This window comes from Agrobacterium sp. 22-226-1 (assembly GCF_053522345.1).
Window position 1 is genome coordinate 1 of the sequence record NZ_JBNWCP010000026.1, and the last position, 25,242, is coordinate 25,242.

The window sequence follows — 25,242 nt, forward strand, 5'->3', positions numbered from 1 at the left end:
AGCCCCCGCTGAAAACACGCAGGGCAAGGTTCAAACATGGGTCAATTCTCGATGGAAATATCCTGGGCTACCGGGTCAGTTCTCAGTGGAAATCAACAGCCGAGGATGAGGCAGGAAAAATATCAGCTTTTCACCGGCGTCTCCGGCACCGGCGTCAGCACCTTGCCGTCCTTGAACCAGCCAAGAATATTGTCGGCCACCAGATCGGCCATGGCGTTGCGCGTCGGGATCGAGGCGGAGGCGACATGCGGCAGCAGGGAGACATTCGGCAGCGACAGGAAGGCTTCCGGCACCTTCGGCTCGGCATAGAACACATCGAGACCGGCAGCCCCCACAGCACCGCTCTTAAGCGCCTGCAAAAGCGCATCCTCATCGACGCTGGAACCGCGCCCGACATTGATGAACACGCCCTCAGGCCCCAGCGCCGTCAGGATTTCCGCATTGATCGCCTTGTGCGTTTCCGGCGTGCCCGGCACGATGCAGATCAATATATCGACCGCTTCCGCCATCTCCTTCAGCGAGCCGTAATAGATGTAAGGCAGGCCATCCCGCTTGCTGCGGGTGTGGTATCCGATCTCCACCTTGAAAGGCTCCAGCCGCTTGGCGATTTCCTGGCCGATGCGACCCATGCCAAAGAGACCCACCTTGCGGCCGCGCAGCGAAAACGGCGACAGCGCGAACGGACCTTCGCCAACCCATTTGCCATCGCGCAGCCAGGTCTCGGCCTGATAGAGCCGGCGCACGGTGTTGATCAAAAGCGCAATCGTCGTATCGGCCACCTCGTCGTTCAGCACATCAGGCGTGTTCGTCACCACGATGTTGCGTGTGGCGGCATGTTTGGCGTCGACGCCGTCATAACCCACGCCGAAATTGGCGATGATCTCGAGCTTCGGCAGCGCATCGATCCATTTGGCGTTGACGACGCCGGAAACGGCAATGGCGTTAACACGCTCGGCCGCACCATCAGGCAGAACCGGCTCGGCGCCGGCAGGCACAGTCACGATCTCGACCTTGCCTTCGAGGCGTTCGAGAACGCGCGGGTTTATCTTGCCGGGAACGAGAACGACGGCCTTTTTGTCAGACATGAGCGGATATTCCTCCTGATAACATTCCGATAGCCGGAGCGGGTTTCAGGCGAACCTTTCGCCATCCCGCTCCTCTGGGCGGCGATCTTTTCAAACAAAGACGGCCGTGAAAAGGGCAATAAGGGGATGCTATGGGGGCAGACGGAAGTTTCATGCCGATTTTTTAAGCGCCGTCACCCCCCCATGCCGGACTGGATCCGGCATCCAGCCAGCCCAAGTCCTTGGGCTGAGAAAGCCTTTTTCACCACGTGGACACGCGGTGGCTGGATTCCGGCTCAAGGCTGGAATGACGGAAAGCTGCAACACACAGAGCGTGCATCATCTCCCATCATCTGAAGCTTCACACCCGCGGCCGCACGGGCCCGGTCGATTGCCGGATGCGCATTTCCGGCTTGATGAGGTGAATGCCGTCAGGTTCGTGGCTGCCCGCCAGCCTGTCCAGCAGCGCGCGGGCAGCTAGACGCCCCACCTCGGCCTGACCGTTGGAAACGGTGGTCAGCGCCGGTGTGGCAATCGCCGCTTCTTCCAGATCGTCGTAGCCGGTGACGGAAATATCGACGCCGGGCACCAAGCCGGCACGGGAAATGCCGTTCATGAGACCGATGGCGACGAGATCGTTCCAGCAGACGGCCGCCGTCGGCTTCTGCGGCAGGGAAAGGAAATGCACGGCCGCCTCGAAACCGCCCTGTTTGGAGCGCGGGCCGGGAATGCGCAGGTTCGGATCGACCTCGATGCCGGCCTTGCGCAGCGCATTGACGTAACCCTGATAACGGTCACGCCCCGTCGAGGTCTGGTCGGTGCCGCCAACCATGGCGATGGTGCGGTGGCCGAGGCTGATCAGGTGGTTGGTGGCGAGCGAAATGCCGTAGCTGTCATCGCCACGATAGGTCGGCATGTCGACGCCGTCCATGGAGCGGGCCACCAGAATGGCGGGCATGCCGTTTTCTTCGGCCAGCGTCATGTCCTCGATCGGCGTGCCGATGGCCGGCGACATGATGATGCCATCGGAACCGAGCTGCAGCAGCGTTTCGATGAAGGTGCGCTGCTTTTCAACCGAATCATAATGGTTGGACAGGATGAAGGTCTGGCGGCTGCGGTCCAGCTCGCTTTCAATGGCTTTCAGGATCTCGCCATAGAAGGGGTTCATCACGTCATGGAACACGACACCAACAATGCCGGAGCGCGAGGTGCGCAGGCTGGCGGCACGGCGGTTGTAGATGTAGCCCAGCGCCCGCGCCTGTTCCTTGATCTTGTCCCGCGTATCGGCGGCGACCAGCGGACTGTCGCGCAATGCAAGGGAAATGGTAGCGGTTGAAAGGCCGAGACTTTCGGCGATGGTAGACAGTTTGACCTTTTGGGCCACGGCATTCCTCCCCAAACGCGTGTCAGTGACGGATGGCTCCGTTTAAATCGCAATTAAACAATTTAAACAAACTCCGCAACCAGTTTAAGGACTAACCGCAAAACAGATGGTTCTTTTAAAAATTTCAGCAAAATTATTGAAGATTGGCGTCTATGGCTTTCAAGAGTTTAACAATGTTGCGAATATCCTTGGCCGAAAGGCCTTCGACAGCTCTCGCGCCACAATTGGCGATGGAAACGTTGATGTGCTCGACGCTTTTCAGGCCCGCCTCGGTCAGCTTCACCAGCGTTACACGGCCGTCCCCGTCGTCACCGCTGCGTTCCACGAAACCCTGGGCTTCCATGCGGCCAATGGTGCGCGTCATGGTCGGCGCCTTGACACCCAGCTTCTGGGCGATTTGCCCTGGCGTCAGGCTGCCTTCCTGCGCCAGCGCCAGGATGACGCCGTCCTGTCCGGCGTAAAGCCCGCTTTCGGCGAGGCTGTGGCTGAGCGCGGTACGCATGGAGCGGGCGGCCTGGGTTATCGATTGCGCCAACTCCTCCGGGTTGAAGTTTTCATCCCTCTTTTTGGCGTCCTTGACCTTCTTGCCGCCCTTATCCTTCTTGGCGCTTTTGTCCTTGTTCCCGGATTTGTCCTTGCTCATACGCGAGTGCCTTTTACCCTGTGGCGGAACCGATATATGTTGCTGGAAATCCTTACCGAATGCTCGCGCGGACTGCCAGATGCCAAACTCATACACGCATTATCACGACGAAAACGTAACAGACCCTCATCTTCACGCAACAGGCGCAATTTCCGTGCTGCCGCTCGGCGCGCATGAACAGCATGGCCCCCACCTGCCCTTCGAGACCGATACGCTGATTGTCGAAGGCATCGTCGCCCGCCTTGCCGCCGCCTTGCCCGGTCATCTGCCCATCTCCTTCCTGCCAGCGGAGCCGGTCGGATATTCCATCGAACACATGAATGTGCCGGGCACGAAGACGCTGCGATACGATGAGGCCATCGAGCGCTGGCTCGGCATCGCCGAGTTGGAACATAAAAGAGGTGTGCGCAAATTCGTGATGCTGAACGCCCATGGCGGCAATTCACCGCTGATGACCATTGTCGCCACCGAGGCCCGCACCCGTTTCGGCATGCTGGCGGTCGCCACAAGCTGGACCCGTTTCGACGTGCCGGAAGATATCGTGAAGCCGGAGGACAAGGCGGTTGATATTCACGGCGGCGACATCGAGACATCGGTCATGCTGGCACTTCACCCCGAATGCGTGGCGATGCAGAAGGCCGAAGACTTTCCCTCCCGCCAGAGCGATTTCGCCAGCCGCTTCAAACACCTGCGCGCCTATGGCCCGCATGCCTTCGGCTGGCTGATGAGCGATCTGAACCCCGATGGCGTTGCCGGAAACGCCGCCGCCGCGACAGCGGAAAAGGGCGAAAGGCTGATTTCCCATGCCGTAAAAGGCCTTGTCGAACTGCTTGAAGATATCCACGCTTTTGACATAACGTTATTTCATAACAAAATTTGAGCGACATGGCCGAATTCGGCCAAAATCTCTTTGAACTGCCAGGACGTCGCGCCTATATGGACGACGACACATCTTCCTGAGGCCTGACGGCCTCTCTCCACGCGGGGTTTTCCATGACCGAAACAGCTATAGCCAAGCCCATTCCAGTCACCGTCCTGACGGGATATCTCGGCGCCGGCAAAACGACGCTTCTCAACCGCATTCTCTCCGAGAACCACGGCAAGAAATACGCTGTCATCGTTAATGAATTCGGCGAGATCGGCATCGACAACGATCTGATCGTCGAGTCCGATGAAGAAATCTATGAAATGAACAATGGCTGCGTGTGCTGCACGGTGCGCGGCGACCTGATCCGCGTCGTGGAAGGCCTGATGCGCCGCCCCGGCCGTTTCGACGGTATCATCGTCGAGACGACAGGCCTCGCCGATCCCGTTCCCGTCGCCCAGACCTTCTTCATGGATGACGACGTGCGCGCCAAGACCGAGCTTGATGCCGTCGTTGCCCTGGTTGACGCCAAGCACCTGCCGCTGCGCCTGAAGGACAGCCGCGAGGCCGAAGACCAGATCGCCTTCGCCGATGTCGTCGTCGTCAACAAGACCGATCTCGTTTCGCCGGAGGAAGTCGCCCGCATCGAGGATATCGTGCGCGCCATCAATCCTTCCGCACGCATCTACAAGACCACCCGGTCCGGTGTCGATCTTGCCCGGGTTCTCGATCAGGGCGCCTTCAATCTGGAGCGCGCACTGGAAAACGATCCGCATTTCCTCGAGCACGGCCATGACGACCACGTCTGCGGCCCCGATTGCGACCATCACCACCACGATCATGACCACGATCACGGGCATCATCACCACGATCATGACCATGGCCACGATCATCACCACCATGGCGCGGTTTCGCCGATCCATGACGTGACGGTGCAGTCGGTCTCGCTGCGCGGCGGCGAGATGAATCCCGAGCGGTTCTTCCCGTGGATCCAGAAGGTCACCCAGACCGACGGCCCGAACATTCTGCGCCTCAAGGGTATCATCGCCTTCAAGGGCGATGCGGAACGTTACGTCGTGCAGGGCGTGCACATGATCATCGAGGGCGACCACCAGCGCCCGTGGAAGGAAGACGAAAAACGCGAAAGCCGCCTCGTCTTCATCGGCCGCGAACTTGACCGCGAAAAGCTGGAAAAGAGCTTCAACGCCTGCCTCGCGACGGCCTGATCCTTATCCCTCCGGCACCCCGGCCCTGAGCCGGGGTACGGCTGCGTCCGTCATCCGCCCGACGCGCGTTCTTCGACACCGTACACGGCAGTTGAAAATCATTGACACTCCGGCGCTCCGGGCTCACCCCCTCTGTCCTGCCGGACATCTCCCCCTCAAGGGGGGAGATCGGCAAGACGCTCTCTTGTCACTTCATTCTCGACCGTCGAGAGGTGCGAAACCTCGCCACGGAACGATCTCCCCCCTTGAGGGGGAGATGTCCGGCAGGACAGAGGGGGTGAGCCCGGAGCGCCGGAGTGTCAATGATTTTCAACTGCCGTGTAGGGTGGTCCCTCTACCACAAAGCGCTCTATCTACTTGATTTCACGAATCGTCCGAACGTAAAAGCGGTTCCGCTTTTGCCTGGAATGCTTTAGAACCATGCCTGCCGCCGGGGTCGACATCGTCGCCCCATCCGACACAGATACGAAAGACCGATGCCCCATGCCGACTGTTGCCCCGCTTGATATCGAAGGCCACGTGGTCTCGACCCATTTTCTCGGCGACATTCCCCTGTTTGCCACCGCAGCCGGCACCATTCACCGGCTGGATGGCGGCGAGAAGGTGACCGAGGCGCATGACGGGCTTTTGACCTGCGTGCGCGACCCCTATAGCGCCACCCTGCTTTCCGGCGGTGAGGACGGACGTGTGCTGCGCATCGGCCATGACGGCAGCATCGGCGAAATCGCCAATGTGCCGCGCAAATGGGTGGGCGTCGTTGCCGGCGGGCCGCAGAAGGCTGTCGCTTATGGCGTCGGCAAATCCAGCTTCGTCCGGCTGTCCGACGGCACGGTCAAGGAATTCAAGGAAGAGCGCACGGTGGAGGCCATCGCGTTCGCGCCCAAGGGCCTGCGCATTGCGGTGGCCCGTTATAACGGTGTAACGCTGCACTGGGTGGCGACCGCCGGCGATCCGGTCGATCTTGAATGGAAGGGTGCGCATACCGGCGTCACCTTCTCGCCCGATGGCAAGTTCCTCGTCACCACTATGCAGGAAAATGCCCTGCACGGCTGGAAGATGGAAGCCACCAAGGGCGGCATGGAAGCGCGCCACATGCGCATGACGGGTTACCCCGCCAAGGTCAAATCCGTATCCTGGTCGGCAAAGGGCAAATGGCTCGCCTCTTCCGGCGCGCCGGCCGCCATCGTCTGGCCGTTTGCCGGTAAGGACGGCCCGATGGGCAAGGCCCCGGAAGAACTCGGCAGCCGCGCCAACATCATGGTCACCAATGTCGCCTTCCATCCCGTGGAAGACGTGCTCGCCATCGGCTTCATCGACGGCATGATCCTCGGCGTGCGCCTTGCCGACGGCAAGGAAGCCCTGCTGCGACGCCCCGGCAAGGGCGCAATCACCGGCATGGACTGGAGCGCCACCGGCAAATTGCTTGCCTTCGCCTCCGAAGCGGGGGATTGCGGGATCATCGATATTTCGGCTTGAGGGATGGACGCGGGCGTGACAGGCCGCCCGCACTTCCGCCGGAACGCCCTACTACTCCCCTACCTGCCGCCGCGTCAGAAACAGGAGCAGCAAAGCCGCACCCGCGCCAGCCGAAGCGAGCCGGATCGAGACGCCGAAACTCGCATATTGCGACACGAACCCCATCAGCGGCACCGCAAAAAGCGCGGCGAGGAAAATGGAGTTCATGTAGAGCGCCGTCGCCCGGGCCGTGCGGCCGCGCGCAAAGCCCTGCACGAAAGTAAGGCAAGTGCCGGCGCAAAGGCCGTAATAGGCGCCTTCCAGCGCCGCACCCGCGATCATGGCCGGCAATGTGTTGACCGAGGCGATGACGTTGAAGGCGACGATGGCCATCACCGCTGAAACGCCCAGAAGCAAGCGGGCGCTGAAGCGGCGCATCATTCGCGGCGCAAGCAGGATGAACAGAACCTCCATGGCGCATTTGACGCTGAGCGACAGGCCCGGCACGTAATCCGGCAGGCCGACCTCCCGCACTAGAAACACCGGCAGGGCCGAGGCGCAGAGAGCATGGGCAAAAGACATGCAGAAACTGGCGGCGGCCGCCAGAAGCAGCGGCAGGTTGCGCCCTGTATCGTCGTCACCCGCCTGTCGCCGCTCCATCGGGCTGGCCTGGTCGCGCGGCACGACCGCAAGGGCAAGCCCGCCCCAGATGACCGCCATCAGCATGGCATTCACGAACACGGCCTTCGCGCCGGCAAGATCGAAGATCAGATAGGCGACGGCGGGAAGCAGCATCCATGCCAGCGACACCATCGTTCGCAGGAAGGCATTATAGGCGGCCGTATCCAGCGCCTTCACCCGGCCATGGTATCGGCCGTAACTGAAAATGAGCGTGCTGGCGGCATTGGAAAGCCCCATGCCGGTGGCCGTTATCGCCACCAGCAGCGCCAGATGCCCGAAACTCGCCGCAGCCGCCGCGACAGAAGCGCCGCACACGGAAAGCATCAACAGCGGCCTCACCCGCACCCCGGCATCCACACGCTCGCCATAAACACGGCTGGCGGCAATCGAGGCCAGCGCCGCCGTCACGCTATAAAAACCGACGGTGGCCGGCGGATGACCGAGCACCTGGATGATGTAAAAACCGATAAACGGCACAACAGCCGCATTGGTGCTGCCGGCAACAAAAACCAGCAGGGCGATCATATAGGCCTGACGATCGAAAGCGCCCGGCAAAGTGCTTTTCTGTAGCATGGGAATCGACTGAAGGCTGGGAGGCGGGACGGGATGACGGCGACCACCATCACACCAAAATGCTCTGTGGTTCAAGCCCGTTCGAAGGACCGAATGCGGTTTCGTTTCTCGAAGAAAACAAGTCGCCTCCCTCCATCCGGTACACCGGCTTGGTTTCAAGGTTGTGGAGAAAGCGGACAAAAAAAGAGGGCCGCGAGGCCCTCTTCCAGTCATGCGATGCGCCGTTTGTTCTTGCCGGAAACGCCATGCGTCAAACACACGCAACTCGAGGATCATTGCCGGCTTATGCGCTGCGCGCATCGTCTGCGTCGAAAATCCCTGATGATTTTCGAGCTGTTGCGTTGGAGCGGGATGGAGAAAAGCCCGATGGTTTCGCCATCCCGTTCCCCGTTTCAGTTAGTGGCGGCGCTTTTTGCCGCCGTCATTCTTGTTGTCGATGACATCGACGGACGTCTTGTTGCCGTTCAGCACACCGTTCAGGATGCCGGTCTTGTTGCCGTTCAGAATCCCGTTATTGGACAGGATGCCACTGACACCAAGATCGATGCTGGGCGAGACGACCACAAGGGCGCCGCCCTTGTTGCTGTTGCCGGACAGGATGCCTCCCAGAAGACCGCCCGCATTGGCCTGACCAACGGAAGCGACAGTAAGAATAGCGGCTACACAAGCGAACTTTGCAATCATTTCTCTCTCCTCTTTTGTTTGATCACGCCATCTGGCGTAACTGGACTGTATATTTAGAGGATTCTAATTCAAGCAAAGGCTAATATTACAATAAACGATTAACACTAATACTTGTGATTTTAATAAAATTTTACAGATCGCATCTTCGCACTTCCGCCCCTGGTTCAAACAATGCCGGTCGGCGCCTGTATCGCGACAGTAAAGCGGTGCGGGAAACTTTATTAACCATCTAAATATAAGATATTGCTTAATTAGAGACCGGAGATGCGAATGCGGGTGGGGGGATATATCGCGCTTGTTCTCGGGCTTGCCTGCGCCTGCGGCGCGCGGGCGGGGGAAAAGGCCGATGAGCACAATGTCACCTATAAATCCGGCATTGCTTATGACAGCAATTATTTCGCAGACACCAACCGGCTGAGCGTGATTTCGCTGCGCGCCGGCTTCGGGCTCAATGGCAAGATCGCGCTGGAGGGGGCGGAGCTGCGTTATTCGCTCGAGCAGGAAGAGGTTCGCCTGCCCCGTTATCGTTTCGCCAATGAACATAACACCACCGCGGCACTGGGGCTGACGAAACGATTTTCCGAAAAGCTGGAATGGGCCCTTGAGCTGCGCGGCACCCGCAGCGATGCCGGCGATATTTTCCTGCACCTGCCGGAAGAGGACATTGGCTACCGGCAGCTGGATCACAAGCTGGAGGCGTCTTCCCAGCTCGGCATCCTCGCCCTTGGCGGCAAGAACACGCTGACGGCGAGTGTCGCCAGCCTGATGAAAGGCAAGGCGCGGTTCCGCCCGGCTTATTTCATGCCCACCCGACTGGAAGCGAACGAGGCGCTTTTATCGCTGAAGGCCGAACATGCACGATCACTCCGCGGTGGCGAGGCAGGGCTGACGCTCGCTTACGACCGTATCGCCGTGCCGGAGGGGCAGCAGGAAAGATATGAACGTTTCCCGGCCAATACGCTGCGAGGTTCTCTGGCCTATGGTTACAGGTTCTCCGACCGTTTCGCGGTTCTGGCCGAAGCGGGCTTCACATCCATTTCTGGCGATGAAATCAGCGACAAGGTAAAGCGCACCCGCCCCTATCTGCGGGCCGAGGCCGAGGTGAAGGCCACCGAGCGCATCGCCCTCGGCGCGGGCTTTTCGCAGGACTATGCACTTTTCGACCCGGATGACCCGATTGCCGAATTCCATCGCCGCTTTCAATTCGTCGTAAAAAGCAGGCTCACCGAAAAGGTGGGGCTCGATCTTGCGCTGCACCGGGTTCACAAGGACTGGATCTATTATAATTACGATACCAGCGAGCGCCGGCTGGTCGCGACACTCTCCTTCGATACCGGCAAGAACAGCAAGCTGGAGGTGGAGTTCAACCGGCTGCTGCATGGCGAGCGCGATACCGATCTTGCCTATAGCGGCTCCAGCATCACCTCGCGCTTCAGCGGCACCTTCTGAAATTTAGTGTCGGCCCGCGCGAAGGATCAAACGCATCAGGTCGAAATTCGGTCCCAATTTCTGCTAGAGTCAGACCTTCCAGATTCGAAGGCAGGACAGACCGGATAATGAACAGACGCTTTTTGCTCCTCGCGGCCGGCCTTGCCTGCGTTCCCGTCGCCGCGGCGGCGCATCCGCATATCTTTGCCGAAGCTCGCATGGAAATCGTCGAGGGGCCGAACGGCACCGTTCAGGAAGTGCGCAATATCTGGCGTTTCGACGAGATGTTCTCGGCAAGCGTGGTGATGGATTACGACAAGAACAGCGATCTGAAGCTCGACAAGGACGAGTTGGCAGAAATCGGCAATACCGTCCTGGAATCGCTCGCCGAATATTCCTACTACACCTTCATCACCGCCAATGGAAAACCGGTGGAATTTTCCAAGCCCGAGGCCATTCACGTGGACTACAAGGATCAGCAAATCCTGATGTTCTTCTCCGTGAAGCCGACCAAGCCTCTGGCCGTCAAGGGCAAGCTCAGCTTCGGCGCCTGGGATCCGACCATGTATACGGCGATCGATTTCGCCAAGGACGGCGATATCGCCACGCAGGGTAAGGATCTGAATGCCTGCAAGCACCACGTGGTGCGCCCCGATCCCGACGAGGTGATCTCGCAGAACCAGGGTACGCTCACCGACGCCTTCTTCAACGATCCGACCGGCACCGACATGACCAAGCTCTTCGCCACCCGGCTGGAGGTCTCATGCTGAGCCGCAGGGCCGGCCTCTTCGCCGTCGCCATCGGCCTCATTGCCGTGGCCGGTGCGGCCCATGCGCAATCGCCGCTCGGCATCGGCTCGGCCGAGCCTTCCTTTTCCGTCGGCGGCCCCTTCGCGCCGCTGATGCAATGGATCAACGTGCACCAGCAGATGTTTTATCGGGCACTGACCGGCGCGCTGAAGGCCATGCGCGAGGATGGCTGGGCGCTCAGCTCGCTGATCGGCCTCTCCTTTGCTTATGGCGTTTTCCACGCCGCCGGTCCCGGCCACGGCAAGGCGGTCATTTCGTCCTACATGATCGCCAACGAAACGCAGCTGAAACGCGGCATTCTCATTTCTTTCGTCTCGGCGCTCATTCAGGGTGCGGTCGCCATCGGCCTCGTCGGTGCGGCCTGGCTCGTGCTGCGCGGCACCTCCATCACCATGACGAAGGCGACGCAGGCGATGGAAATCGCCAGTTTCGCCATGGTGGCGCTGTTCGGCGCCTGGCTGCTGGTGCGAAAACTCTGGTCGCTGCGTATCCGGCGCGAGCCTGTCGCGGTTTTCGCGCCGGCAGGAGAAACCGCGGCCGGCAGAACCACCGGCATGGGCACGGGGCTGCGGTTCCAGGGCAAGCCGGTTTTTGCCGATCACGACCATGATGGCACGGGCGATCTCTGCGCCGCCTGCGGTAAATCCCACGCGCCGGATCCGATGCTCCTGAAAGGCAAGAACTTCAGCCTGCACGAGGCATGGTCCGCCATCATCGCGGTGGGGCTCAGGCCCTGCTCGGGCGCGATCATCGTCATGAGCTTCGCGCTTCTGAACGGGCTTTATCTCGGCGGCGTGCTCTCCGTCCTCGCAATGTCGCTCGGCACGGCGATAACGGTGTCGCTGCTCGCCATCATGGCCGTCTCGGCAAAAGGCCTCGCCGTGCGTTTCGCCGGCCCCGGCAGCCGCAGGGCAGCCGGTATCAGCCACGCGATCGAGATCGCCGGTGCGCTGTTCGTGCTCATCATGGGGCTGTTGCTGCTCGGCGCGTCGCTTCAGCTCTAACCGTCACGGCGACGCTGGTAACGGGCGCGCAGCCAGAACAGCAGGAAGAAACACAGCACCGCTACCGTGCCGAAGGCAGCGGCGAGCCAGGGCGAATAATCGCCCAGCCACAGCATGATCTTCGGCATGACGAAGAAGACCAGCCCGAAACCGACAATGATGAGGGCGGCGGCGATGGCCGGCGACCAATCCTTCTTGCCGGGGCTCGGCTTTTCAGGCGCCGGGTTTTCAGACATCGGCAAACTCCGCACGGATATCCTCAAGCTTGCGCTTCTGCGCGCCATCGGCCGCAAAATTCTCCGGCGACAGCCAGGCTTCGAAGGCCTTGCCGATCAGCGGCCATTCGCCGTCAATCATGGAAAACCACGCCGTATCACGGTTCTGACCCTTCGAGATCATATGCTGGCGGAAGACGCCCTCGAAGGTGAAGCCATAACGCTTCGCCGTTATCTTGGAGGGCTCGTTTTCATTGTGGCATTTCCACTCGTAACGGCGATACCCCAGATCCTCGAAAACATGTTTCGCCATCAGGTAATGCGCCTCGGTGGAAAGAGGCGAGCGCTTCATCTTCGCGCCATGGGCGACGGAGCCGACCTCGACCACCCCGTTGGCGGGATCGGGCCGCATATAGCTCGCCATGCCGACGATATCGCCGGTGGCGTTTTCAACGAAGACCAGCGTGACCCAGTTGAGCTTCTGCCCCGCGCCGACGAGCCAGTCGCCGAAAGCGTCGGCATCGGGAAAGGCGCTTTGCGGGAAATATTTGAGCAGTTCATTCACGCCCTCGCCGCCAAGTGCGGCCCAGAGCCTTGCGAGGTGTTTTTCGCGATCGAACGGCTCCGCCGTCACGTAACGGCCCTTCAACACCACCGGCTGCGGCGGCGGACATCCCTTGAAATCACTCAGATCGCGCATTCTCTTCCCCATTTGCTGGGAGAAGGATTAGGGCAAGCGGGGCGGGATGACAACAGTGCATGTGGGGTAGGATGCGGTGGCCCTGGCGGGTGTGGCTCACCCCCCTCTGCCCTGCCGGGCATCTCCCCCTCAAGGGGGAGATCGGCATGAGGCGCTACCACTACTTCATTCGCAAACGTTGAGAGAGGCGAGACATAACCACTTGTCGATCTCCCCCCTTTGAGGGGGAGATGCCCGGCAGGGCAGAGGGGGGTGAGCCACAGCCTCCGAGGCTAACCTCAAACCTTCGCCGCCACCACCGTCGCCTCAATGTGGTCCACCAGCGCATCCGGCAGCCCAAGCCGCCCGGCCAGAAGGTCGAGATAGCCCCGCTCCGCCCGCGTATCGGCCTCGATGGCAAGCCGCGAGGCGGTGTAAAGCTCCACCTTCTGCTCTTCCGTGCGAGCGGCTGCCACCAGCGCGTCGATGTCGAGCGGATCGGCCAGCTCTTTTTCAAGGAAACGCTCGGCTTCGCTATCGAGGCCGGAGACCTGCACCTTGTCCATGATATTGGCGCGCTCCTTCTCATCGATATGACCATCCGCCTTGGCGGCGGCGATCATCGCCTGGATGAGCTTCAGCGCAAAATCGTTGGAAAGGGCGGGCGATTGCGGGTGGAAGGCGGAATCGGCGGGCGGGGCGAGAAGCTCCGGCTCGGGTTTCGGCGCGGCTTCAGGCGCCTGACCGGACTTGTAATTCTTATAGGCGAGATAACCGAGACCGGCGATGGCGGCGACACCGCCAATGGTGGCGACATTGCCGGCGAGCTTGCGGCCGGTCTTGGTGCCCAGAATGGCGGCAGCGAGCGCGCCGGCCTTGAGCGGATTATTCTTGGCGATATCGGCGGCCTGCCCGGCTCTGTCACGGACGCTTCCCGAAAGGCCCGGCACCTGCGAGCCGAGGAATTGTTCAAGAAGCTTCTTGGCGTCGAACATCAAAATCTCCTGTAGAGGTCAAATCTACAGGGGAGATAGGAAGCCGTGGGCCGAATACAAATGTCAAACCCGCTCACGCCTTCGTGAACGGGTTTTTACAGAATGCAAATCACGCGCGCAGTGCGGCGGCTTCGGCGGCAAGCTTGGTGATGCCCGCCCAGTCACCCGTCGCCACCAGCTCACGCGGGGCAACCCAGGAACCGCCGACGCAGACGACGTTCGGCAGGGAGAGATAGTCATTGGCGTTCTTGAGCGACACGCTGCCGGTCGGGCAGAAAACGGTGCCGGCGAGCGGCGAGGACAGCGCCTTGAGATAAGGTGCGCCGCCGGCCTGTTCGGCGGGGAAGAACTTCAGCACCTTGTAACCCTCGTCGCGCAGCGCCATGACTTCGCTGGCGGTGGCCGCACCCGGAAGCAACGGCACTTTGGAACCGCGCGCGGCTTCCAGCACGCTTTTATTGATACCCGGGCTGACGATGAAGGTGGAGCCCGCTTCCGCCGCCGCTTCGAAATCCTTGGCATTGAGAATGGTGCCGGCGCCGACATTCGCGCCCTCCACTTCCGCCGCAACCGCGCGGATGGCGTCGAGCGCCGCCGGTGTGCGCATGGTGATCTCGATCGCCTTCAGGCCGCCTGCGACCAAAGCGCGCGCAAGCGGCACGGCGGAAGCGGCATCATCCACGATCAGCACCGGCACGACCGGCTGGAGCTTGAGGATGGAGAGCAGTTTTTCGGAGTCCTGGGCCAAGATGAGCCTCCCTTGCGCAATTGAAACGATTGAAATTCCGTCTACCGATTAGCCTGCCTCGGCTTTCATGTCGAGGCGCGCCAGCCGCATTTTTATCCAGATACTTCAATCAATTCGCTTCATGACACTATCATATTGCGATAATCTGGCGCCCCAGTTCGCGGAGACAGCATGGCCAAGGAAATTGAACGGAAGTTTCTTGTTGCAGGCGGTGAATGGCGCAATGAGGTCACGCATAGCATGGCTTTCCGGCAGGCATATGTCGCCTCGATGGAAAACCGCTCGGTCCGCGTCAGGATCGTCGACCAGCGCGATGCGACCTTAACGATCAAGATCGGCGCGAGCGCGCTTGTCCGCGACGAATATGAATATTCCATACCCCTCAAGGACGCCGAAGAGCTGGTGGCGAGCGCGCCCGGCGTGGTGATCGAAAAAACCCGCCACACCGTCGATCATGGCGGCTTCACCTGGGAAGTGGATGTTTTCGAAGGGAAATATCACGGGCTGGTCGTGGCGGAAGTGGAAATGAACGACGAGAATGCCGATCCCGATCTGCCGTCCTGGCTGGGCCGGGAAGTAACCGGAGACAAGCGCTTCTCCAACCAGTCGCTCGCCATGGATTGTCCGAACGGAGACTTGCCGGATGCCCTTCAGAATTGATCCGAAAAAGCCTTTCGACGATGAAATCCGCCGGGCCGGGCTGGAGCTGATCGACGATACGGTCACGATCCTTCGCGACCAGCCGTCCGGATCGCACGAGGCCGTGCACGACGCCCGCAAGCGGTTCAAGCGGCTGCGCGCCCTCTATCGCCTCATCCGCAAGGCGGCGCCGGATTTCGGCCGCGAGGAAAACGCCCGTATTCGCGATATCGCCCGCTCCCTCGCCTTTGCGCGGGATGCAACGGCACTGGTGGAGACGGCGGAATATCTCGAGGCCTTCGCGCGTTCCGATACCCAGGGCGAAGCGCTGCGCTCGATCACCGCGATGCTGCGCGCGCGCCGCGACGACGCCATAGAACACGAGGCCGGTCTCGACGAGGCCATTGCCGCCGCCATTGCCGGCTGCGGGGAAGCGCGCAGGAAGCTTGAGGACCTGTCGCTGCCGGATGCTTTGAAAGACACCGCCCGGCTGCTCAGAAGCGCCTGGGCGAAACAGAGAAAGAGGGCGCGCAAGGCGCTCACCGATTGCCACGAGCAGGCCGACGTCGAGCATTTCCATGAATTGCGCAAGTCCGGGCAGACCTATTGGATGCATCTTGGCCTGATGCGCCGGCTCTGGCCTTCCGCCATGCGCGCCAAGCGGGCCGATACCAAGCGGCTGGTGGATATTCTCGGCCACGACCACGATCTCTCGGTTCTCGCCGCCGTCGCCGACCGCGAGCCGGACCGTTTCGGCAATGGCGAGCGGCTGGCCCTGCTGCTCGACGCCATCATCGAGAGGCAGCAGGCGCTGCGCACGGAAGGTCTTGCGCTGGCGAACGAGGTGTTTTCCGAATCCGCCCGCACCGAAAGCCGCATCGTCGGCCTGTTGTGGCGGCAGGCGGCGAAATAGGCCAAACGCCACTTTCGGCGCTCACCCACCTCCGTCATTCCGGCCTTGAGCCGGAATGACGGAGGTGGCAATACAACACCCTGTTGCCTGCACACGGCAGCAGGAGCGACAGGAAGCCTGCAAACCCTCCCGATTTGACGATTTTCAAAATGCCCGGAACCGCTGATAAATATTGCTTTGCGGCCGCTGTCGCTGTATTTCAGCGCCCATGACCGACACGACCATCCTCCCCCGCCCGGAAGTCTCTGGTGATTTCCTTGTGGCCGCGCTTTATCATTTCGCCCGCCTGCCGCGGTTCGAGAGCCTGCGCGACCCGTTGTTTGCGCTCTGCCAGGAAAACGGCGTCAAGGGCACGCTGCTGCTTGCTGCCGAAGGCATCAACGGCACCATTGCCGGGCCGGATGCGGGTATTCACGCCGTGCTCTCCTTCCTGCGCGCCCAGCCGGAATTTGCGGCATTGGAGCACAAGGAAAGCCGCGCTTCGCACATGCCTTTCGTGCGGCTGAAGGTGAAGCTCAAGAAAGAGATCGTCACCATGGGCGTGCCGGATATCGATCCGAACCGCATCGTCGGCACCTATGTCGACCCGCGCGACTGGAACGAGCTGATCTCCGATCCGGATACAATCGTCATCGACACCCGCAACGATTACGAGACCGCCATCGGCGTCTTCAAGGGTGCAGTCGATCCGCAGACGAAAACCTTCCGAGAATTTCCCGACTGGGTGAAGAACAATCCCGGCCTGCACAACAAGCCGAAGATCGCCATGTATTGCACCGGCGGCATTCGCTGCGAAAAGGCCACCGCCTTCATGAAGGAACAGGGTTTCGACGAGGTCTATCACCTCAAGGGCGGCATCCTGAAATATCTGGAAGAAGTGCCGGAAGAAGAAAGCCTGTGGGAAGGCGCCTGCTTCGTGTTCGACGAGCGCGTGTCGGTGGTGCACGGCCTTGCCGAAGGCGACCACCAGCTCTGCCACGCCTGCCGCAACCCGATTACGCCGGAAGTGCGCCTATCCCCCAAATTCGAGGAAGGCGTGTCCTGCCCGAGCTGCTACGATGATCGCAGCGAAGAGGACCGCCAGCGCTTCCGCGACCGGCAGCAGCAGATCGAACTGGCAAAGAAGCGCGGCGAGCGGCATCTGGGGCGGTAAGCCGGACTGCACGGCGATTACATCTGGATCGAGCGGGTTGCGCCTGACGTTCTTCTCCCCGGAGGGGAGAAGAAAGGGGCCGCACTCTCAAGTCATCAAAAATCGCTGAAATAAACCGGTGCGACCTTCACGTCCCTGCCCGCAACGCAAAGAGCGGCGCGTCCTGCCCGTCCAGCATGGCGGTGATCTCTTCCGCCGCAACCGGTTTCGAGAAAAGGTAACCCTGCAACTCATCGCAGCCGCACAGATGCAGGATGGCAGCCTGCTCTTCCGTTTCCACGCCTTCAGCCGTCACCGGAATATCGAGCGACTTTGCCAATGCCACGGTGGCCTGCAGCATTTCCAGCGACCGGCCGCCCTTGTCGAGCGCGATGATCAGCGAACGGTCGATCTTCATCCGGTCGAAACCGAAGCGGCGCAGATAACCGACGCTGGCGAAGCCGGCGCCGAAATCGTCGAGCGCTATATGCAGGCCAAGCTGTTTCAGCTTGTCGATGGCCGCACTCGCCCGCTCCGGATGCTGGATGAAATAACCTTCCGTCATTTCCAGCCGCAGCCTTTCGGGCGGCGTCTGCGTCGCGTCGAGAATATCGGCCACATGGCCGGAAAAGGCCGGATTGCGGAACTGCACGGGAGAGATATTCACCGAGAGCTTGATGGACGGCCATTGCTGCGCCGTCTCGCAGGCCTTGTGCAGGACGAGAAGGCCGAGCCTGTCGATAAGGCCGCTGGTTTCGGCAGCGGCAATGAAGATATCCGGCGGCACGAAGCCATATCCCGGCCGCTGCCAGCGGGCCAGCGCCTCCACCCCAGTAATACAGCGCGTGGCGGCGCTGACGACCGGCTGATAGACCACCTGTATCTCGTCGTTCAGAATGGCGGAGCGAAGATCGGCTTCGAGTTGCAGCTTTTCCTCGCGCAGCGCATCCATCTTCAGCTCATAGGAAACGTAACGCCCGCGGCCGTTCTCCTTGGCCTGATACATGGCCATATCGGCACGCCGCAGCAACTCCTCGCCATTGATATCGCCGGCGCGGGAAACCGAGGTGCCGATGCTGCAACCGATGCTCGCCACCCTTTCACCGATGCTGAAAGGCTCGGTAAAGAGTTCAAGAAGCGCCAGACACAGTTTGCGGCCTTCGGCCCAGACGTCGTTGCCCTGAATGGCGATGGCGAATTCGTCGCCGCCGAGCCGCGCCAGCACCGCGCCTTCCGGCACCAGCACCCTCAGCGCCGCCGCCACGCCCTTGATCAGCCGGTCGCCGGCGGCATGGCCGTAGGAATCGTTGATTTCCTTGAAACCGTCGAGATCGAGATAGAGCAGTTTGATATCCGTCTTGTCATGGCGGCCCCTGTCGACCATGCGGTTCAGCCTGGCGAAAAGCCCTGCGCGGTTGCTGAGCCCGCTCAGCCGGTCGCGCAAAGCGTCCTCCCGCGCCGCCGCCTCATCCGCCTTCAGGCGGTCGAGCGTGGCCGAACCGATGATGAGCAGCACCAGAAAAAACGTGCCGGCAATGCCAAGCGCGGTAAAGACGACCGGACGCGCCTCATGAAAGCTGACGTCTCCCGGCAGGTGCGAGCGCCAGACGAGCCGGGCCAGCACCTCCCCCAGCGGATTGACGATATCCACATGGTTGGCGGCAGGCCCGTGGCCATATTGCAGTTCCAGACCGTCGATGACGTAATTGCGCGCAAGCTTGTCCACCGTCGCCTGCTTGAGATGACGGGCGAAAACCAGGTAACGCCGCTCCGCACCGACCGGCGGCAGCGCCCCGGACTTCATCCGCACGAGCGCAACCCCCGCGGCGGCGATACCGTCGCGGGTCTTGACGAAACCGGTCACCTGCGAGGTGATACCGGGACGCATGGAACGAACGCGCTCGATCATTTCCCTCAGGCCGCCGGCAAAATAGGCGTCAGGCTTCCACTTCACAGGCTTGCCATCCTGATAGGCCATGCGGACCTTGCCGTCCTCATCGATGACCACGGCCGTATCGAAGAGATCGTTATTGACCGTCATCTCGCCATAATTGCTTGCCACCCAGTCGAAACGATCAGGGGCATAGACATATTCGGCGGCGTCGTCCCAGGCGGCGTAGTCGTTCAGCGTCGCGCCGAGCTGCTCACGAAAGGTGACGAGGGCGCCCGCCGTCGTCTCGCGCGAACGGGCATTGTCGAGCAGGTTCGCCTTTTCCCGGACCTGGCTCAAGGCGGATAAAACCAGCGCGGTGACGATGATAAGCACCAGCGCGAAGGTGGACAATACGACGCCCACGGCGGTTCTGCGCCCGACCGGCAAATAGTCCCCAATGTTGCGCGGCGCAATCCGCATAAAATCCCCTTCGAAAGCATCATCTTCCGAAGGAAACATTCAAAAGCGGTTAAGCCGCATTGTGGCCCCGCCCCAAAAAACTACGGGTATAAAACGACAGTCTGGCAGAGGCGCTGAAAAATCCTTCCCTGAAATGCCCTGGGTTTTTCGTGGGAGACGGATTTATGTCCGTCAGGAAAAGAAAAAACCTCCCCCGCGAACGGGAGAGGTCGTGATTTTTTTAGACCGGGATGGCGAAAAGTGTAAGCGGTTTTCGCCTTAAATCCCGGTCTGATCTAGTGCTGGGGCGGCTTACCAGGACGGGATGACCGTGCCGTTGTACTTTTCCAGAATGAAAGCCTTCACTTCCGGGCTCTGGTAGGATTCAACCAGCGTCTTCACCCACGGCTTGTCCTTGTCCTGCGCACGAACGGCGATGACGTTCGCGTAAGGGGACTTTTCGCTTTCTATGGCGATGGAGTCCTTCTTGGGATTGAGGCCGGCAGCCGTCGCATAGTTGGTGTTGATGACCGAAGCGTCGGTGTCGTCAAGCGAGCGCGGCAGCTGGGCGGCGTCGAGTTCGACGATCTGGATGTTCTTCGGGTTTTCGGTGATGTCGGCAGGCGTTACCTTGAGGCCCGCTTCTTCCTTGACCTTGAGCACGCCCTTGGAAGCGAGAACCAGCAGCGCGCGGCCGCCATTGGTCGGGTCGTTCGGAATGCCGACGGTTGCGCCGTCCTTCAGCTCGTCGAGGTTCTTCACCTTCTTCGAATAAACGCCCATCGGGGTGGTGATGGTGGTGCCGACGCTGACGAGATCGAACTTGCGGTCAGCGATCTGGTTGTCGAGGTAAGGCTGGTGCTGGAAGGAGTTGGCCTGCAGCTCGCCATCGGCCAGCGCCTGGTTCGGCACGACATAGTCGGAGAATTCGACGATATCGATATCGAGACCCTTGGCAGCCGCGATCTTCTTCACCTGCTCCATGATCTGCGCATGCTCGGCGGGGGTTACGCCGATCTTGATGGTCTCGGCCAGCGCCTGACCGGCGGTGAAGAGAGCGGCGAGCGAAGCCGCGAGAATGAGTTTCTTCATGGGTGTCTCCTTGGGTTGTTATTATAAACGCAGTTAATTCTTCCGGGTCCGCTTGTCGAAGCTGCGAGCCAGCCTGTCGCCGGCGCTCTGCACCAGCTGCACCAGCACGATGAGCACCAGAACCACGACCAGCATCACATCCGGCATGAAGCGCTGGTAACCGTAGCGGATGCCGAGATCGCCCAGCCCGCCGCCGCCGACCGCGCCGACCATGGCCGAATAACCGATGAGGCTGACCAGCGTGAGCGTCAGCGCCAGCGTGATGCCGGGCTTCGCCTCGGCGAGCAGAACCTTGGTCACGATCTGCAGCGGCGTGGCGCCCATGGCGCGGGCGGCCTCGATCAGGCCCTTGTCCACCTCGCGGATCGCCGCTTCCACCAGCCTTGCGATGAAGGGCACGGTTGCGACCGTCAGCGGCACGATGGCCGCGCTGGTGCCGATGGAGGTGCCGGCGACGAGGCGGGTGAAGGGAATGATTGCCACCACCAGAATGATGAAGGGCGTGGAGCGCGCGGCGTTCACGACGAGGCCGAGGATCCGGTTGGTCATCGGCGCCGGAAACAGCTCGCCCTTGCCGCTGGTGGCAAGGAAAACACCCATGGGCACGCCGATCAGCGAGCCGACGATGCCGGCAACGGCGACCATATGCAGCGTCTGCAACAGGCCCTTGGAGAGAAGGCTGAACAGCATATCAGGCGACATAACCGAGCACCTCCGTGTGAAGACCGGTCTCAGCATAAAAGCGATTGGCGCGGGCGGTGACATCCGCCGAGGCCGGATAGGAGACGACCAGCGAGCCGAAGGGCTGGCCGGAAATTTCCTCGATGGTGCCGGCAAGGATGTTCACATCAGGGCCGATTTCGGCGACGAGGCGCGCCGTCAGCGGCTGGAAGGCCGTCTCGCCGAAGAACACGAGGCGCACCAGAACACGGTCGCCTTCCGCCGCCTGCGGTTTCAGGCCCGAAGTGACCCAATGCGGCAGCTTCACGCCGACCGAGGACGACAGCAGGCTGCGGGTCGTCTCGTGTTTGGGCGCGGTGAAGATATCGAAGGTCGTGCCTTGCTCAACGATCAGGCCCCTGTCGATGACCGCCACCTGCGAGGCGATGGTCTTCACCACCTCCATCTCGTGGGTGATGAGCAGCACGGTGAGCCCCAGCTCGGCATTGATGCGCTTCAGCAGTTCAAGAATGGATTGCGTCGTTTCCGGATCGAGCGCCGATGTCGCCTCGTCGGAAAGGAGCAGCTTCGGCTGGGTGGCGAGCGCACGGGCAATGCCAACACGCTGCTTCTGGCCGCCGGAGAGTTCCGCCGGGTAACGATTGGCCTTGTCGGAAAGCCCGACGAGATCGAGCAGCGGCGCAACGCGCGTTTCAATCTCCTTCTTGCCCGTGCCGGCGATTTCGAGCGGCAGGGCCACATTGTCGAAAGCGGTGCGCGAGGACAAAAGATTGAAGTGCTGGAAGATCATGCCGACGGAACGGCGCAGCGTGCGTAGGCTCTTTTCATCGAGCGCCGCGACATCGACGCCATCGACGACCACGCGGCCGGTCGAGGGCTTTTCAAGGCCGTTGGCGAGGCGGATGAGTGTGGATTTGCCGGCACCGGAGCGGCCGATGATGCCGGTGATGGAGCCTTTCGGCACCACGTAGTCGATACCGGCAAGGGCTGCGAAACCGGGCTTGCCGCCGGCGCCGCCAAAGGTCTTGGTCACGCCTTCAAACGTGACCATAGGCTCCTTTGCCGACCCTTCAGGGACCGCCTGTTCTTGGCGCGCGGGGGATGCCGCGCTGGATGGAAAACTCATTGTAAACTCTGGGAATGCGTGACGGATCGGGTCTCAAAAAATCCTGTTGCGGTGCTGAACCGCTCTCTTCATGCAGCCTTCGGGCACATTCGATGACAGCTGATTTTCCGGGTCATTTCGTCAGGCTTTCACTCAGAAATGCCGGGGATCGGCAATTCGATGGCGCATACTTGCCCGCACACGCCACCTTTTAACAGGGATGTTTTTTCAATTATCTGAAAAGAGAGGAAAAATCTACCGCAAAGCCGCGTAGGCGGCCCTGCGGCAGTCTGGAGCGTTTTTGCGTTCTTCGAATCGCAAAAACGCTCCAACTCTTTGTGTGCCGCATTTCCGGACGGAAACCGGATTCCACTTTTCCTGGAAATGCTTTAGCTTTCGCGAGCGGCGTAAAATCAGACGCGGCTGACGAATTCATCGGCCGGGCGGCGCACCTTCTTCAGGTTCACCAGCCAGTCGCCTTCCGGCTGGCGATAACCGAGCGGCAGGATGGTGACGGAGCGCAGGCCCTTTTCACGCAGGCCGAGGATTTCATCGAGCTTCGCCGGGTCGAAACCTTCCATCGGAGTGGAATCCACGCCCTCGAAAGCGGCCTGCGCCACGGCCATGCCGAAGCCGATATAGGCCTGACGGGCGGCGTGCTCGAAATTCACCTGCTGCTCGCGCTGCGGATAGGTGGAAAGCAGCATCTGGCGATAGGCTTCCCAGCCTTCATTCTTGATGCCGCGTTCTTCGTTGACCAGATCGAACATGTGGTTGATCCGCTCTTCGGTGTAATTGTCCCATGCCGCAAAGACCAGCAGATGCGAACCGTCGGTGACCTGCGCCTGGTTCCAGGCGATCTCGCGGATCTTGGCGCGCACTTCGGGATCGGTGACCACGATCACCTCGAAGGGCTGAAGACCGCTGGAGGTGGGCGCAAGCCGCGCTGCCTCGACAATACGCTCGACCTTATCTTCCGACACGGCCTTGGAAGGATCCATTTTCTTGGTGGCATAACGCCAGTTGAGTTTTTCGATAAGCATGTTCGTTTTCCCTGGGAGGACCATCCCGCCCTGCCCCTTGGACGCCAGAACGGGTGCTACGCCTTCGTAGCCCGTCTGACATAGGAGGCAGGATGGCGGGCGCAAGCAGGCACCGCGGGGTAACCGATAAAAAAGTTTGGAAAACTGATAATAAGGTGGGAGAACTTTATTGCGGCGGGCGCTGACACGTCGCCTGCTACCGGATGCGGCGCGTAAAGTTCATGCAGGGCCGCCCCCCAACCCTCATTCCTGTGCTTGTCACAGGAATCCAGCCGACACGCGTCTGCGTGGCGGAAAGACTCTTTTCAGCCCAAGGACTTGGGCTGGCTGGATCCCTGTGACGAGCACAGGGATGAGGGAGGTGACCGTTACGGCTTCACCAGACCATGGTTCCCCTTCCGAAAGCCCGAAGCCAGCGCGCTGTACCATTTGCCGCTATTCTTCAGCGTGCGCACCTGCGTGTCATAATCCACATGCACCAGACCGAAGCGCATGCGATAACCCTCGGCCCATTCGAAATTATCCATCAGGCTCCAGGCGAAATAACCGCGCATCGGATAACCGTCGCGGATGAGATCGGCGACGATGCCGAGATGTTCGGCGTAATAGTCGAGACGCGGCTGGTCATCCACCTCGCCGTTTTCCACGCCCATATTATAGCAGGCGCCATTTTCGGTGATGTAGCATTCCGGCAGGTCGTAACGTTTATAGAGCGTTTCCACCAGCGACTGGAGCGCCGGGGCATAGACCTCCCAGCCGATATCGGTCTTCACATCGCTGATGGCCCGGGCCGGTGTCATGGCGGGGAATTCCGCGCCCGGTGTCGCATCGTCGGCAACGCGCATCGGCGTGTAATAATTCAGGCCCCACCAGTCTAGCTTCTGGCTGATGATGGCAAGGTCTTCCGCCTCCACCACCGGCATACGGCTTCCCAGCGCCTCCATCATCTCAGCCGGATATTCGCCCTTGAATACCGGATCGAAAAACGCGCCGTTGTGAAACTGGAAGGCCCGTTCGGCGGCCTTGAGATCGGCCTCGCTATCGGAAGCCGGGATGACGGAATGGGCGTTCAGCACCAGCCCCACCGGCACCTTCGGCGCGACATGGCGGGAGGCTTCCACGCCGAAACCATGGGCGAGATTGATGTGGTGCATGGCGGCAAGGGCTGCCTCCATGTTGCGCTCGCCAGGCGCATGAATGCCATAGAGATGGCTGAGCCACACCGCGCACCAGGGTTCGTTGAAGGTCGCCACCGCATCCAGCCGGTCACCCAGACGGGCCATCGCGGTTTTGGCGTATCGCTGGAAGGCGTGCGCGGTGGAGCGCGAGGCCCAGCCGCCATCACCCATCAGCGTCAGCGGCAGGTCCCAATGGTAAAGCGTCGCATAGGTCTTGATGCCGCGCGCCTTGCAGCCATCGACGAGGCGGTCGTAAAAATCCAGCCCCTTCTCGTTGATCGGGCCGAAACCATCCGGAATGATGCGCGGCCAGGCGATGGAGAAACGATAGGCCTCGACACCCATGTCCTTGATGAGATCGAGATCCTGCTCCCAGCGATTGTAGTGATCGCAGGCAATATCGCCATTGTGACGCTCGAAGACATGGCCCGGCATGTTGCAGAAGGCGTCCCAGATGGAGGGCTTGCGGCCATCCGCCTTCGCGGAGCCTTCGATCTGGAAGGAGGCGGTCGCAACGCCGAACAGGAAATCGCCGGGGAAACGGGCGGCTAGCGTTTTGGGATCGGTCATCTACGAGGCCCTTCTCTGTCCATCGAGCGTGAAAAGATCAGCAGCGGTTTAGACCATGTCGGCCGGCAGGTACAGTCGTGGGCGGCAGGAATCTACAACGTTTC

24 protein-coding genes are annotated in these 25,242 nt (G+C 60.8%); 9 read left to right on the plus strand and 15 right to left on the minus strand.

The window, feature by feature from the left end; all coding sequences use genetic code 11:
• Nucleotides 1–122 precede the first annotated feature (122 nt).
• From ACQZ5K_RS25670 to ACQZ5K_RS25680, 3 genes are all read right to left on the minus strand, one after another.
• On the minus strand, nt 123–1,085 hold the full coding sequence (locus ACQZ5K_RS25670) for a 2-hydroxyacid dehydrogenase (RefSeq protein WP_448741890.1): 963 nt from the start codon (nt 1,083–1,085) through the stop codon (nt 123–125).
• Nucleotides 1,086–1,425: 340 nt separating this feature from the next.
• A complete protein-coding gene (locus tag ACQZ5K_RS25675) occupies nt 1,426–2,448 on the minus strand; it encodes a LacI family DNA-binding transcriptional regulator (protein WP_003505469.1) in 1,023 nt (340 codons plus the stop codon).
• Between the two features lie 133 nt (nt 2,449–2,581).
• A complete protein-coding gene (locus ACQZ5K_RS25680) occupies nt 2,582–3,091 on the minus strand; it encodes a MarR family winged helix-turn-helix transcriptional regulator (RefSeq protein WP_113382260.1) in 510 nt (169 codons plus the stop codon).
• Between the two features lie 79 nt (nt 3,092–3,170).
• On the opposite strand from ACQZ5K_RS25680, the gene ACQZ5K_RS25685 reads away from it, so the two are divergent.
• The 3 genes from ACQZ5K_RS25685 to ACQZ5K_RS25695 all read left to right on the plus strand — a co-directional run bounded on the left by ACQZ5K_RS25685 (nt 3,171) and on the right by ACQZ5K_RS25695 (nt 6,658).
• Entirely contained in the window at nt 3,171–3,971 is an 801-nt protein-coding gene (locus tag ACQZ5K_RS25685; protein WP_448741891.1) for a creatininase family protein, read from the plus strand.
• Nucleotides 3,972–4,084: 113 nt separating this feature from the next.
• The gene (locus ACQZ5K_RS25690) at nt 4,085–5,182 is read left to right on the plus strand and encodes a CobW family GTP-binding protein (protein WP_448741892.1); all 1,098 of its coding nucleotides are present in this window, start codon (nt 4,085–4,087) and stop codon (nt 5,180–5,182) included.
• A 483-nt stretch (nt 5,183–5,665) separates the two neighbouring features.
• On the plus strand, nt 5,666–6,658 hold the full coding sequence (locus ACQZ5K_RS25695) for a WD40 repeat domain-containing protein (protein WP_004433450.1): 993 nt from the start codon (nt 5,666–5,668) through the stop codon (nt 6,656–6,658).
• A gap of 51 nt (nt 6,659–6,709) precedes the next feature.
• Here the strand turns inward: ACQZ5K_RS25695 and ACQZ5K_RS25700 are convergent, their stop codons facing one another.
• Nucleotides 6,710–7,891 carry an MFS transporter gene (locus ACQZ5K_RS25700; RefSeq protein WP_448741893.1) on the minus strand — a complete coding sequence of 394 codons (1,182 nt, stop codon included), beginning with the start codon at nt 7,889–7,891 and terminating at the stop codon, nt 6,710–6,712.
• A gap of 396 nt (nt 7,892–8,287) precedes the next feature.
• Nucleotides 8,288–8,575: a hypothetical protein gene (locus ACQZ5K_RS25705; RefSeq protein WP_004433441.1), complete on the minus strand. Its 288-nt coding sequence runs from the start codon at nt 8,573–8,575 to the stop codon at nt 8,288–8,290.
• A gap of 270 nt (nt 8,576–8,845) precedes the next feature.
• Here ACQZ5K_RS25705 and ACQZ5K_RS25710 point away from each other — a divergent pair, with 270 nt between their 5' ends.
• The 3 genes from ACQZ5K_RS25710 (at nt 8,846) to ACQZ5K_RS25720 (ending at nt 11,816) form a co-directional block, all read left to right on the plus strand.
• Complete coding sequence (locus tag ACQZ5K_RS25710) at nt 8,846–10,024, plus strand: hypothetical protein (RefSeq protein WP_448741894.1); 1,179 nt, start codon at nt 8,846–8,848, stop codon at nt 10,022–10,024.
• Between the two features lie 107 nt (nt 10,025–10,131).
• Nucleotides 10,132–10,773: a DUF1007 family protein gene (locus ACQZ5K_RS25715; protein ID WP_004433429.1), complete on the plus strand. Its 642-nt coding sequence runs from the start codon at nt 10,132–10,134 to the stop codon at nt 10,771–10,773.
• Nucleotides 10,767–11,816 carry a nickel/cobalt transporter gene (locus ACQZ5K_RS25720; RefSeq protein WP_448741895.1) on the plus strand — a complete coding sequence of 350 codons (1,050 nt, stop codon included), beginning with the start codon at nt 10,767–10,769 and terminating at the stop codon, nt 11,814–11,816. Before ACQZ5K_RS25715 ends, ACQZ5K_RS25720 begins: the two co-directional genes overlap by 7 nt.
• On the opposite strand, the gene ACQZ5K_RS25725 is transcribed toward ACQZ5K_RS25720, so the two are convergent.
• The 4 genes from ACQZ5K_RS25725 to ACQZ5K_RS25740 form a co-directional block, all read right to left on the minus strand.
• Nucleotides 11,813–12,052, minus strand: coding sequence for a hypothetical protein (locus ACQZ5K_RS25725; protein WP_127755867.1), 240 nt, complete (start codon nt 12,050–12,052; stop codon nt 11,813–11,815). The two genes, ACQZ5K_RS25720 and ACQZ5K_RS25725, sit on opposite strands and share 4 nt — an antisense overlap.
• Complete coding sequence (locus tag ACQZ5K_RS25730) at nt 12,045–12,731, minus strand: GNAT family N-acetyltransferase (protein ID WP_448741896.1); 687 nt, start codon at nt 12,729–12,731, stop codon at nt 12,045–12,047. Before ACQZ5K_RS25730 ends, ACQZ5K_RS25725 begins: the two co-directional genes overlap by 8 nt.
• A 278-nt stretch (nt 12,732–13,009) precedes the next feature.
• Nucleotides 13,010–13,705, minus strand: coding sequence for a tellurite resistance TerB family protein (locus tag ACQZ5K_RS25735; RefSeq protein WP_004445183.1), 696 nt, complete (start codon nt 13,703–13,705; stop codon nt 13,010–13,012).
• Between the two features lie 109 nt (nt 13,706–13,814).
• On the minus strand, nt 13,815–14,453 hold the full coding sequence (locus ACQZ5K_RS25740; RefSeq protein ID WP_142781354.1) for a 2-dehydro-3-deoxy-phosphogluconate aldolase: 639 nt from the start codon (nt 14,451–14,453) through the stop codon (nt 13,815–13,817).
• Nucleotides 14,454–14,624: 171 nt separating this feature from the next.
• Between ACQZ5K_RS25740 and ACQZ5K_RS25745 the strand changes: the two genes are divergently transcribed.
• From ACQZ5K_RS25745 to trhO, 3 genes are all read left to right on the plus strand, one after another.
• On the plus strand, nt 14,625–15,113 hold the full coding sequence (locus ACQZ5K_RS25745; protein ID WP_448741897.1) for a CYTH domain-containing protein: 489 nt from the start codon (nt 14,625–14,627) through the stop codon (nt 15,111–15,113).
• Nucleotides 15,097–16,005: a CHAD domain-containing protein gene (locus ACQZ5K_RS25750; protein ID WP_448741898.1), complete on the plus strand. Its 909-nt coding sequence runs from the start codon at nt 15,097–15,099 to the stop codon at nt 16,003–16,005. The genes ACQZ5K_RS25745 and ACQZ5K_RS25750 overlap by 17 nt, the downstream gene beginning before the upstream one ends.
• Nucleotides 16,006–16,213: 208 nt before the next feature.
• Nucleotides 16,214–17,158: an oxygen-dependent tRNA uridine(34) hydroxylase TrhO gene (gene trhO, locus ACQZ5K_RS25755; RefSeq protein ID WP_448741899.1), complete on the plus strand. Its 945-nt coding sequence runs from the start codon at nt 16,214–16,216 to the stop codon at nt 17,156–17,158.
• Between the two features lie 127 nt (nt 17,159–17,285).
• Here the strand turns inward: trhO and ACQZ5K_RS25760 are convergent, their stop codons facing one another.
• The 6 genes from ACQZ5K_RS25760 to ACQZ5K_RS25785 form a co-directional block, all read right to left on the minus strand.
• Entirely contained in the window at nt 17,286–19,529 is a 2,244-nt protein-coding gene (locus ACQZ5K_RS25760; RefSeq protein WP_448741900.1) for a bifunctional diguanylate cyclase/phosphodiesterase, read from the minus strand.
• A gap of 252 nt (nt 19,530–19,781) precedes the next feature.
• Nucleotides 19,782–20,561: a MetQ/NlpA family ABC transporter substrate-binding protein gene (locus tag ACQZ5K_RS25765; RefSeq protein WP_137005589.1), complete on the minus strand. Its 780-nt coding sequence runs from the start codon at nt 20,559–20,561 to the stop codon at nt 19,782–19,784.
• Nucleotides 20,562–20,594: 33 nt separating this feature from the next.
• Nucleotides 20,595–21,263: a methionine ABC transporter permease gene (locus tag ACQZ5K_RS25770; RefSeq protein ID WP_004433403.1), complete on the minus strand. Its 669-nt coding sequence runs from the start codon at nt 21,261–21,263 to the stop codon at nt 20,595–20,597.
• Entirely contained in the window at nt 21,253–22,293 is a 1,041-nt protein-coding gene (locus tag ACQZ5K_RS25775; RefSeq protein ID WP_448741901.1) for a methionine ABC transporter ATP-binding protein, read from the minus strand. Before ACQZ5K_RS25775 ends, ACQZ5K_RS25770 begins: the two co-directional genes overlap by 11 nt.
• A gap of 467 nt (nt 22,294–22,760) precedes the next feature.
• Nucleotides 22,761–23,390 carry an NAD(P)H-dependent oxidoreductase gene (locus tag ACQZ5K_RS25780; protein ID WP_004433398.1) on the minus strand — a complete coding sequence of 210 codons (630 nt, stop codon included), beginning with the start codon at nt 23,388–23,390 and terminating at the stop codon, nt 22,761–22,763.
• 368 nt (nt 23,391–23,758) lie between these two features.
• Nucleotides 23,759–25,138 carry a GH1 family beta-glucosidase gene (locus tag ACQZ5K_RS25785; RefSeq protein ID WP_448741902.1) on the minus strand — a complete coding sequence of 460 codons (1,380 nt, stop codon included), beginning with the start codon at nt 25,136–25,138 and terminating at the stop codon, nt 23,759–23,761.
• Nucleotides 25,139–25,242 lie beyond the last annotated feature (104 nt).

Bases quoted from the DNA above. Each gene is read 5' to 3' on its own strand.
- ACQZ5K_RS25670 (WP_448741890.1), bottom strand. From the start codon at position 1,085: ATGTCTGACAAAAAGGCCGTCGTTCTCGTTCCCGGCAAGATAAACCCG.
- ACQZ5K_RS25680 (WP_113382260.1), bottom strand. From the start codon at position 3,091: ATGAGCAAGGACAAATCCGGGAACAAGGACAAAAGCGCCAAGAAGGAT.
- ACQZ5K_RS25685 (WP_448741891.1), top strand. From the start codon at position 3,171: ATGCCAAACTCATACACGCATTATCACGACGAAAACGTAACAGACCCT.
- ACQZ5K_RS25690 (WP_448741892.1), top strand. From the start codon at position 4,085: ATGACCGAAACAGCTATAGCCAAGCCCATTCCAGTCACCGTCCTGACG.
- ACQZ5K_RS25695 (WP_004433450.1), top strand. From the start codon at position 5,666: ATGCCGACTGTTGCCCCGCTTGATATCGAAGGCCACGTGGTCTCGACC.
- ACQZ5K_RS25700 (WP_448741893.1), bottom strand. From the start codon at position 7,891: ATGCTACAGAAAAGCACTTTGCCGGGCGCTTTCGATCGTCAGGCCTAT.
- ACQZ5K_RS25705 (WP_004433441.1), bottom strand. From the start codon at position 8,575: ATGATTGCAAAGTTCGCTTGTGTAGCCGCTATTCTTACTGTCGCTTCC.
- ACQZ5K_RS25710 (WP_448741894.1), top strand. From the start codon at position 8,846: ATGCGGGTGGGGGGATATATCGCGCTTGTTCTCGGGCTTGCCTGCGCC.
- ACQZ5K_RS25715 (WP_004433429.1), top strand. From the start codon at position 10,132: ATGAACAGACGCTTTTTGCTCCTCGCGGCCGGCCTTGCCTGCGTTCCC.
- ACQZ5K_RS25720 (WP_448741895.1), top strand. From the start codon at position 10,767: ATGCTGAGCCGCAGGGCCGGCCTCTTCGCCGTCGCCATCGGCCTCATT.
- ACQZ5K_RS25725 (WP_127755867.1), bottom strand. From the start codon at position 12,052: ATGTCTGAAAACCCGGCGCCTGAAAAGCCGAGCCCCGGCAAGAAGGAT.
- ACQZ5K_RS25730 (WP_448741896.1), bottom strand. From the start codon at position 12,731: ATGCGCGATCTGAGTGATTTCAAGGGATGTCCGCCGCCGCAGCCGGTG.
- ACQZ5K_RS25735 (WP_004445183.1), bottom strand. From the start codon at position 13,705: ATGTTCGACGCCAAGAAGCTTCTTGAACAATTCCTCGGCTCGCAGGTG.
- ACQZ5K_RS25745 (WP_448741897.1), top strand. From the start codon at position 14,625: ATGGCCAAGGAAATTGAACGGAAGTTTCTTGTTGCAGGCGGTGAATGG.
- ACQZ5K_RS25750 (WP_448741898.1), top strand. From the start codon at position 15,097: ATGCCCTTCAGAATTGATCCGAAAAAGCCTTTCGACGATGAAATCCGC.
- trhO (WP_448741899.1), top strand. From the start codon at position 16,214: ATGACCGACACGACCATCCTCCCCCGCCCGGAAGTCTCTGGTGATTTC.
- ACQZ5K_RS25760 (WP_448741900.1), bottom strand. From the start codon at position 19,529: ATGTTTCCTTCGGAAGATGATGCTTTCGAAGGGGATTTTATGCGGATT.
- ACQZ5K_RS25765 (WP_137005589.1), bottom strand. From the start codon at position 20,561: ATGAAGAAACTCATTCTCGCGGCTTCGCTCGCCGCTCTCTTCACCGCC.
- ACQZ5K_RS25770 (WP_004433403.1), bottom strand. From the start codon at position 21,263: ATGTCGCCTGATATGCTGTTCAGCCTTCTCTCCAAGGGCCTGTTGCAG.
- ACQZ5K_RS25775 (WP_448741901.1), bottom strand. From the start codon at position 22,293: ATGGTCACGTTTGAAGGCGTGACCAAGACCTTTGGCGGCGCCGGCGGC.
- ACQZ5K_RS25780 (WP_004433398.1), bottom strand. From the start codon at position 23,390: ATGCTTATCGAAAAACTCAACTGGCGTTATGCCACCAAGAAAATGGAT.
- ACQZ5K_RS25785 (WP_448741902.1), bottom strand. From the start codon at position 25,138: ATGACCGATCCCAAAACGCTAGCCGCCCGTTTCCCCGGCGATTTCCTG.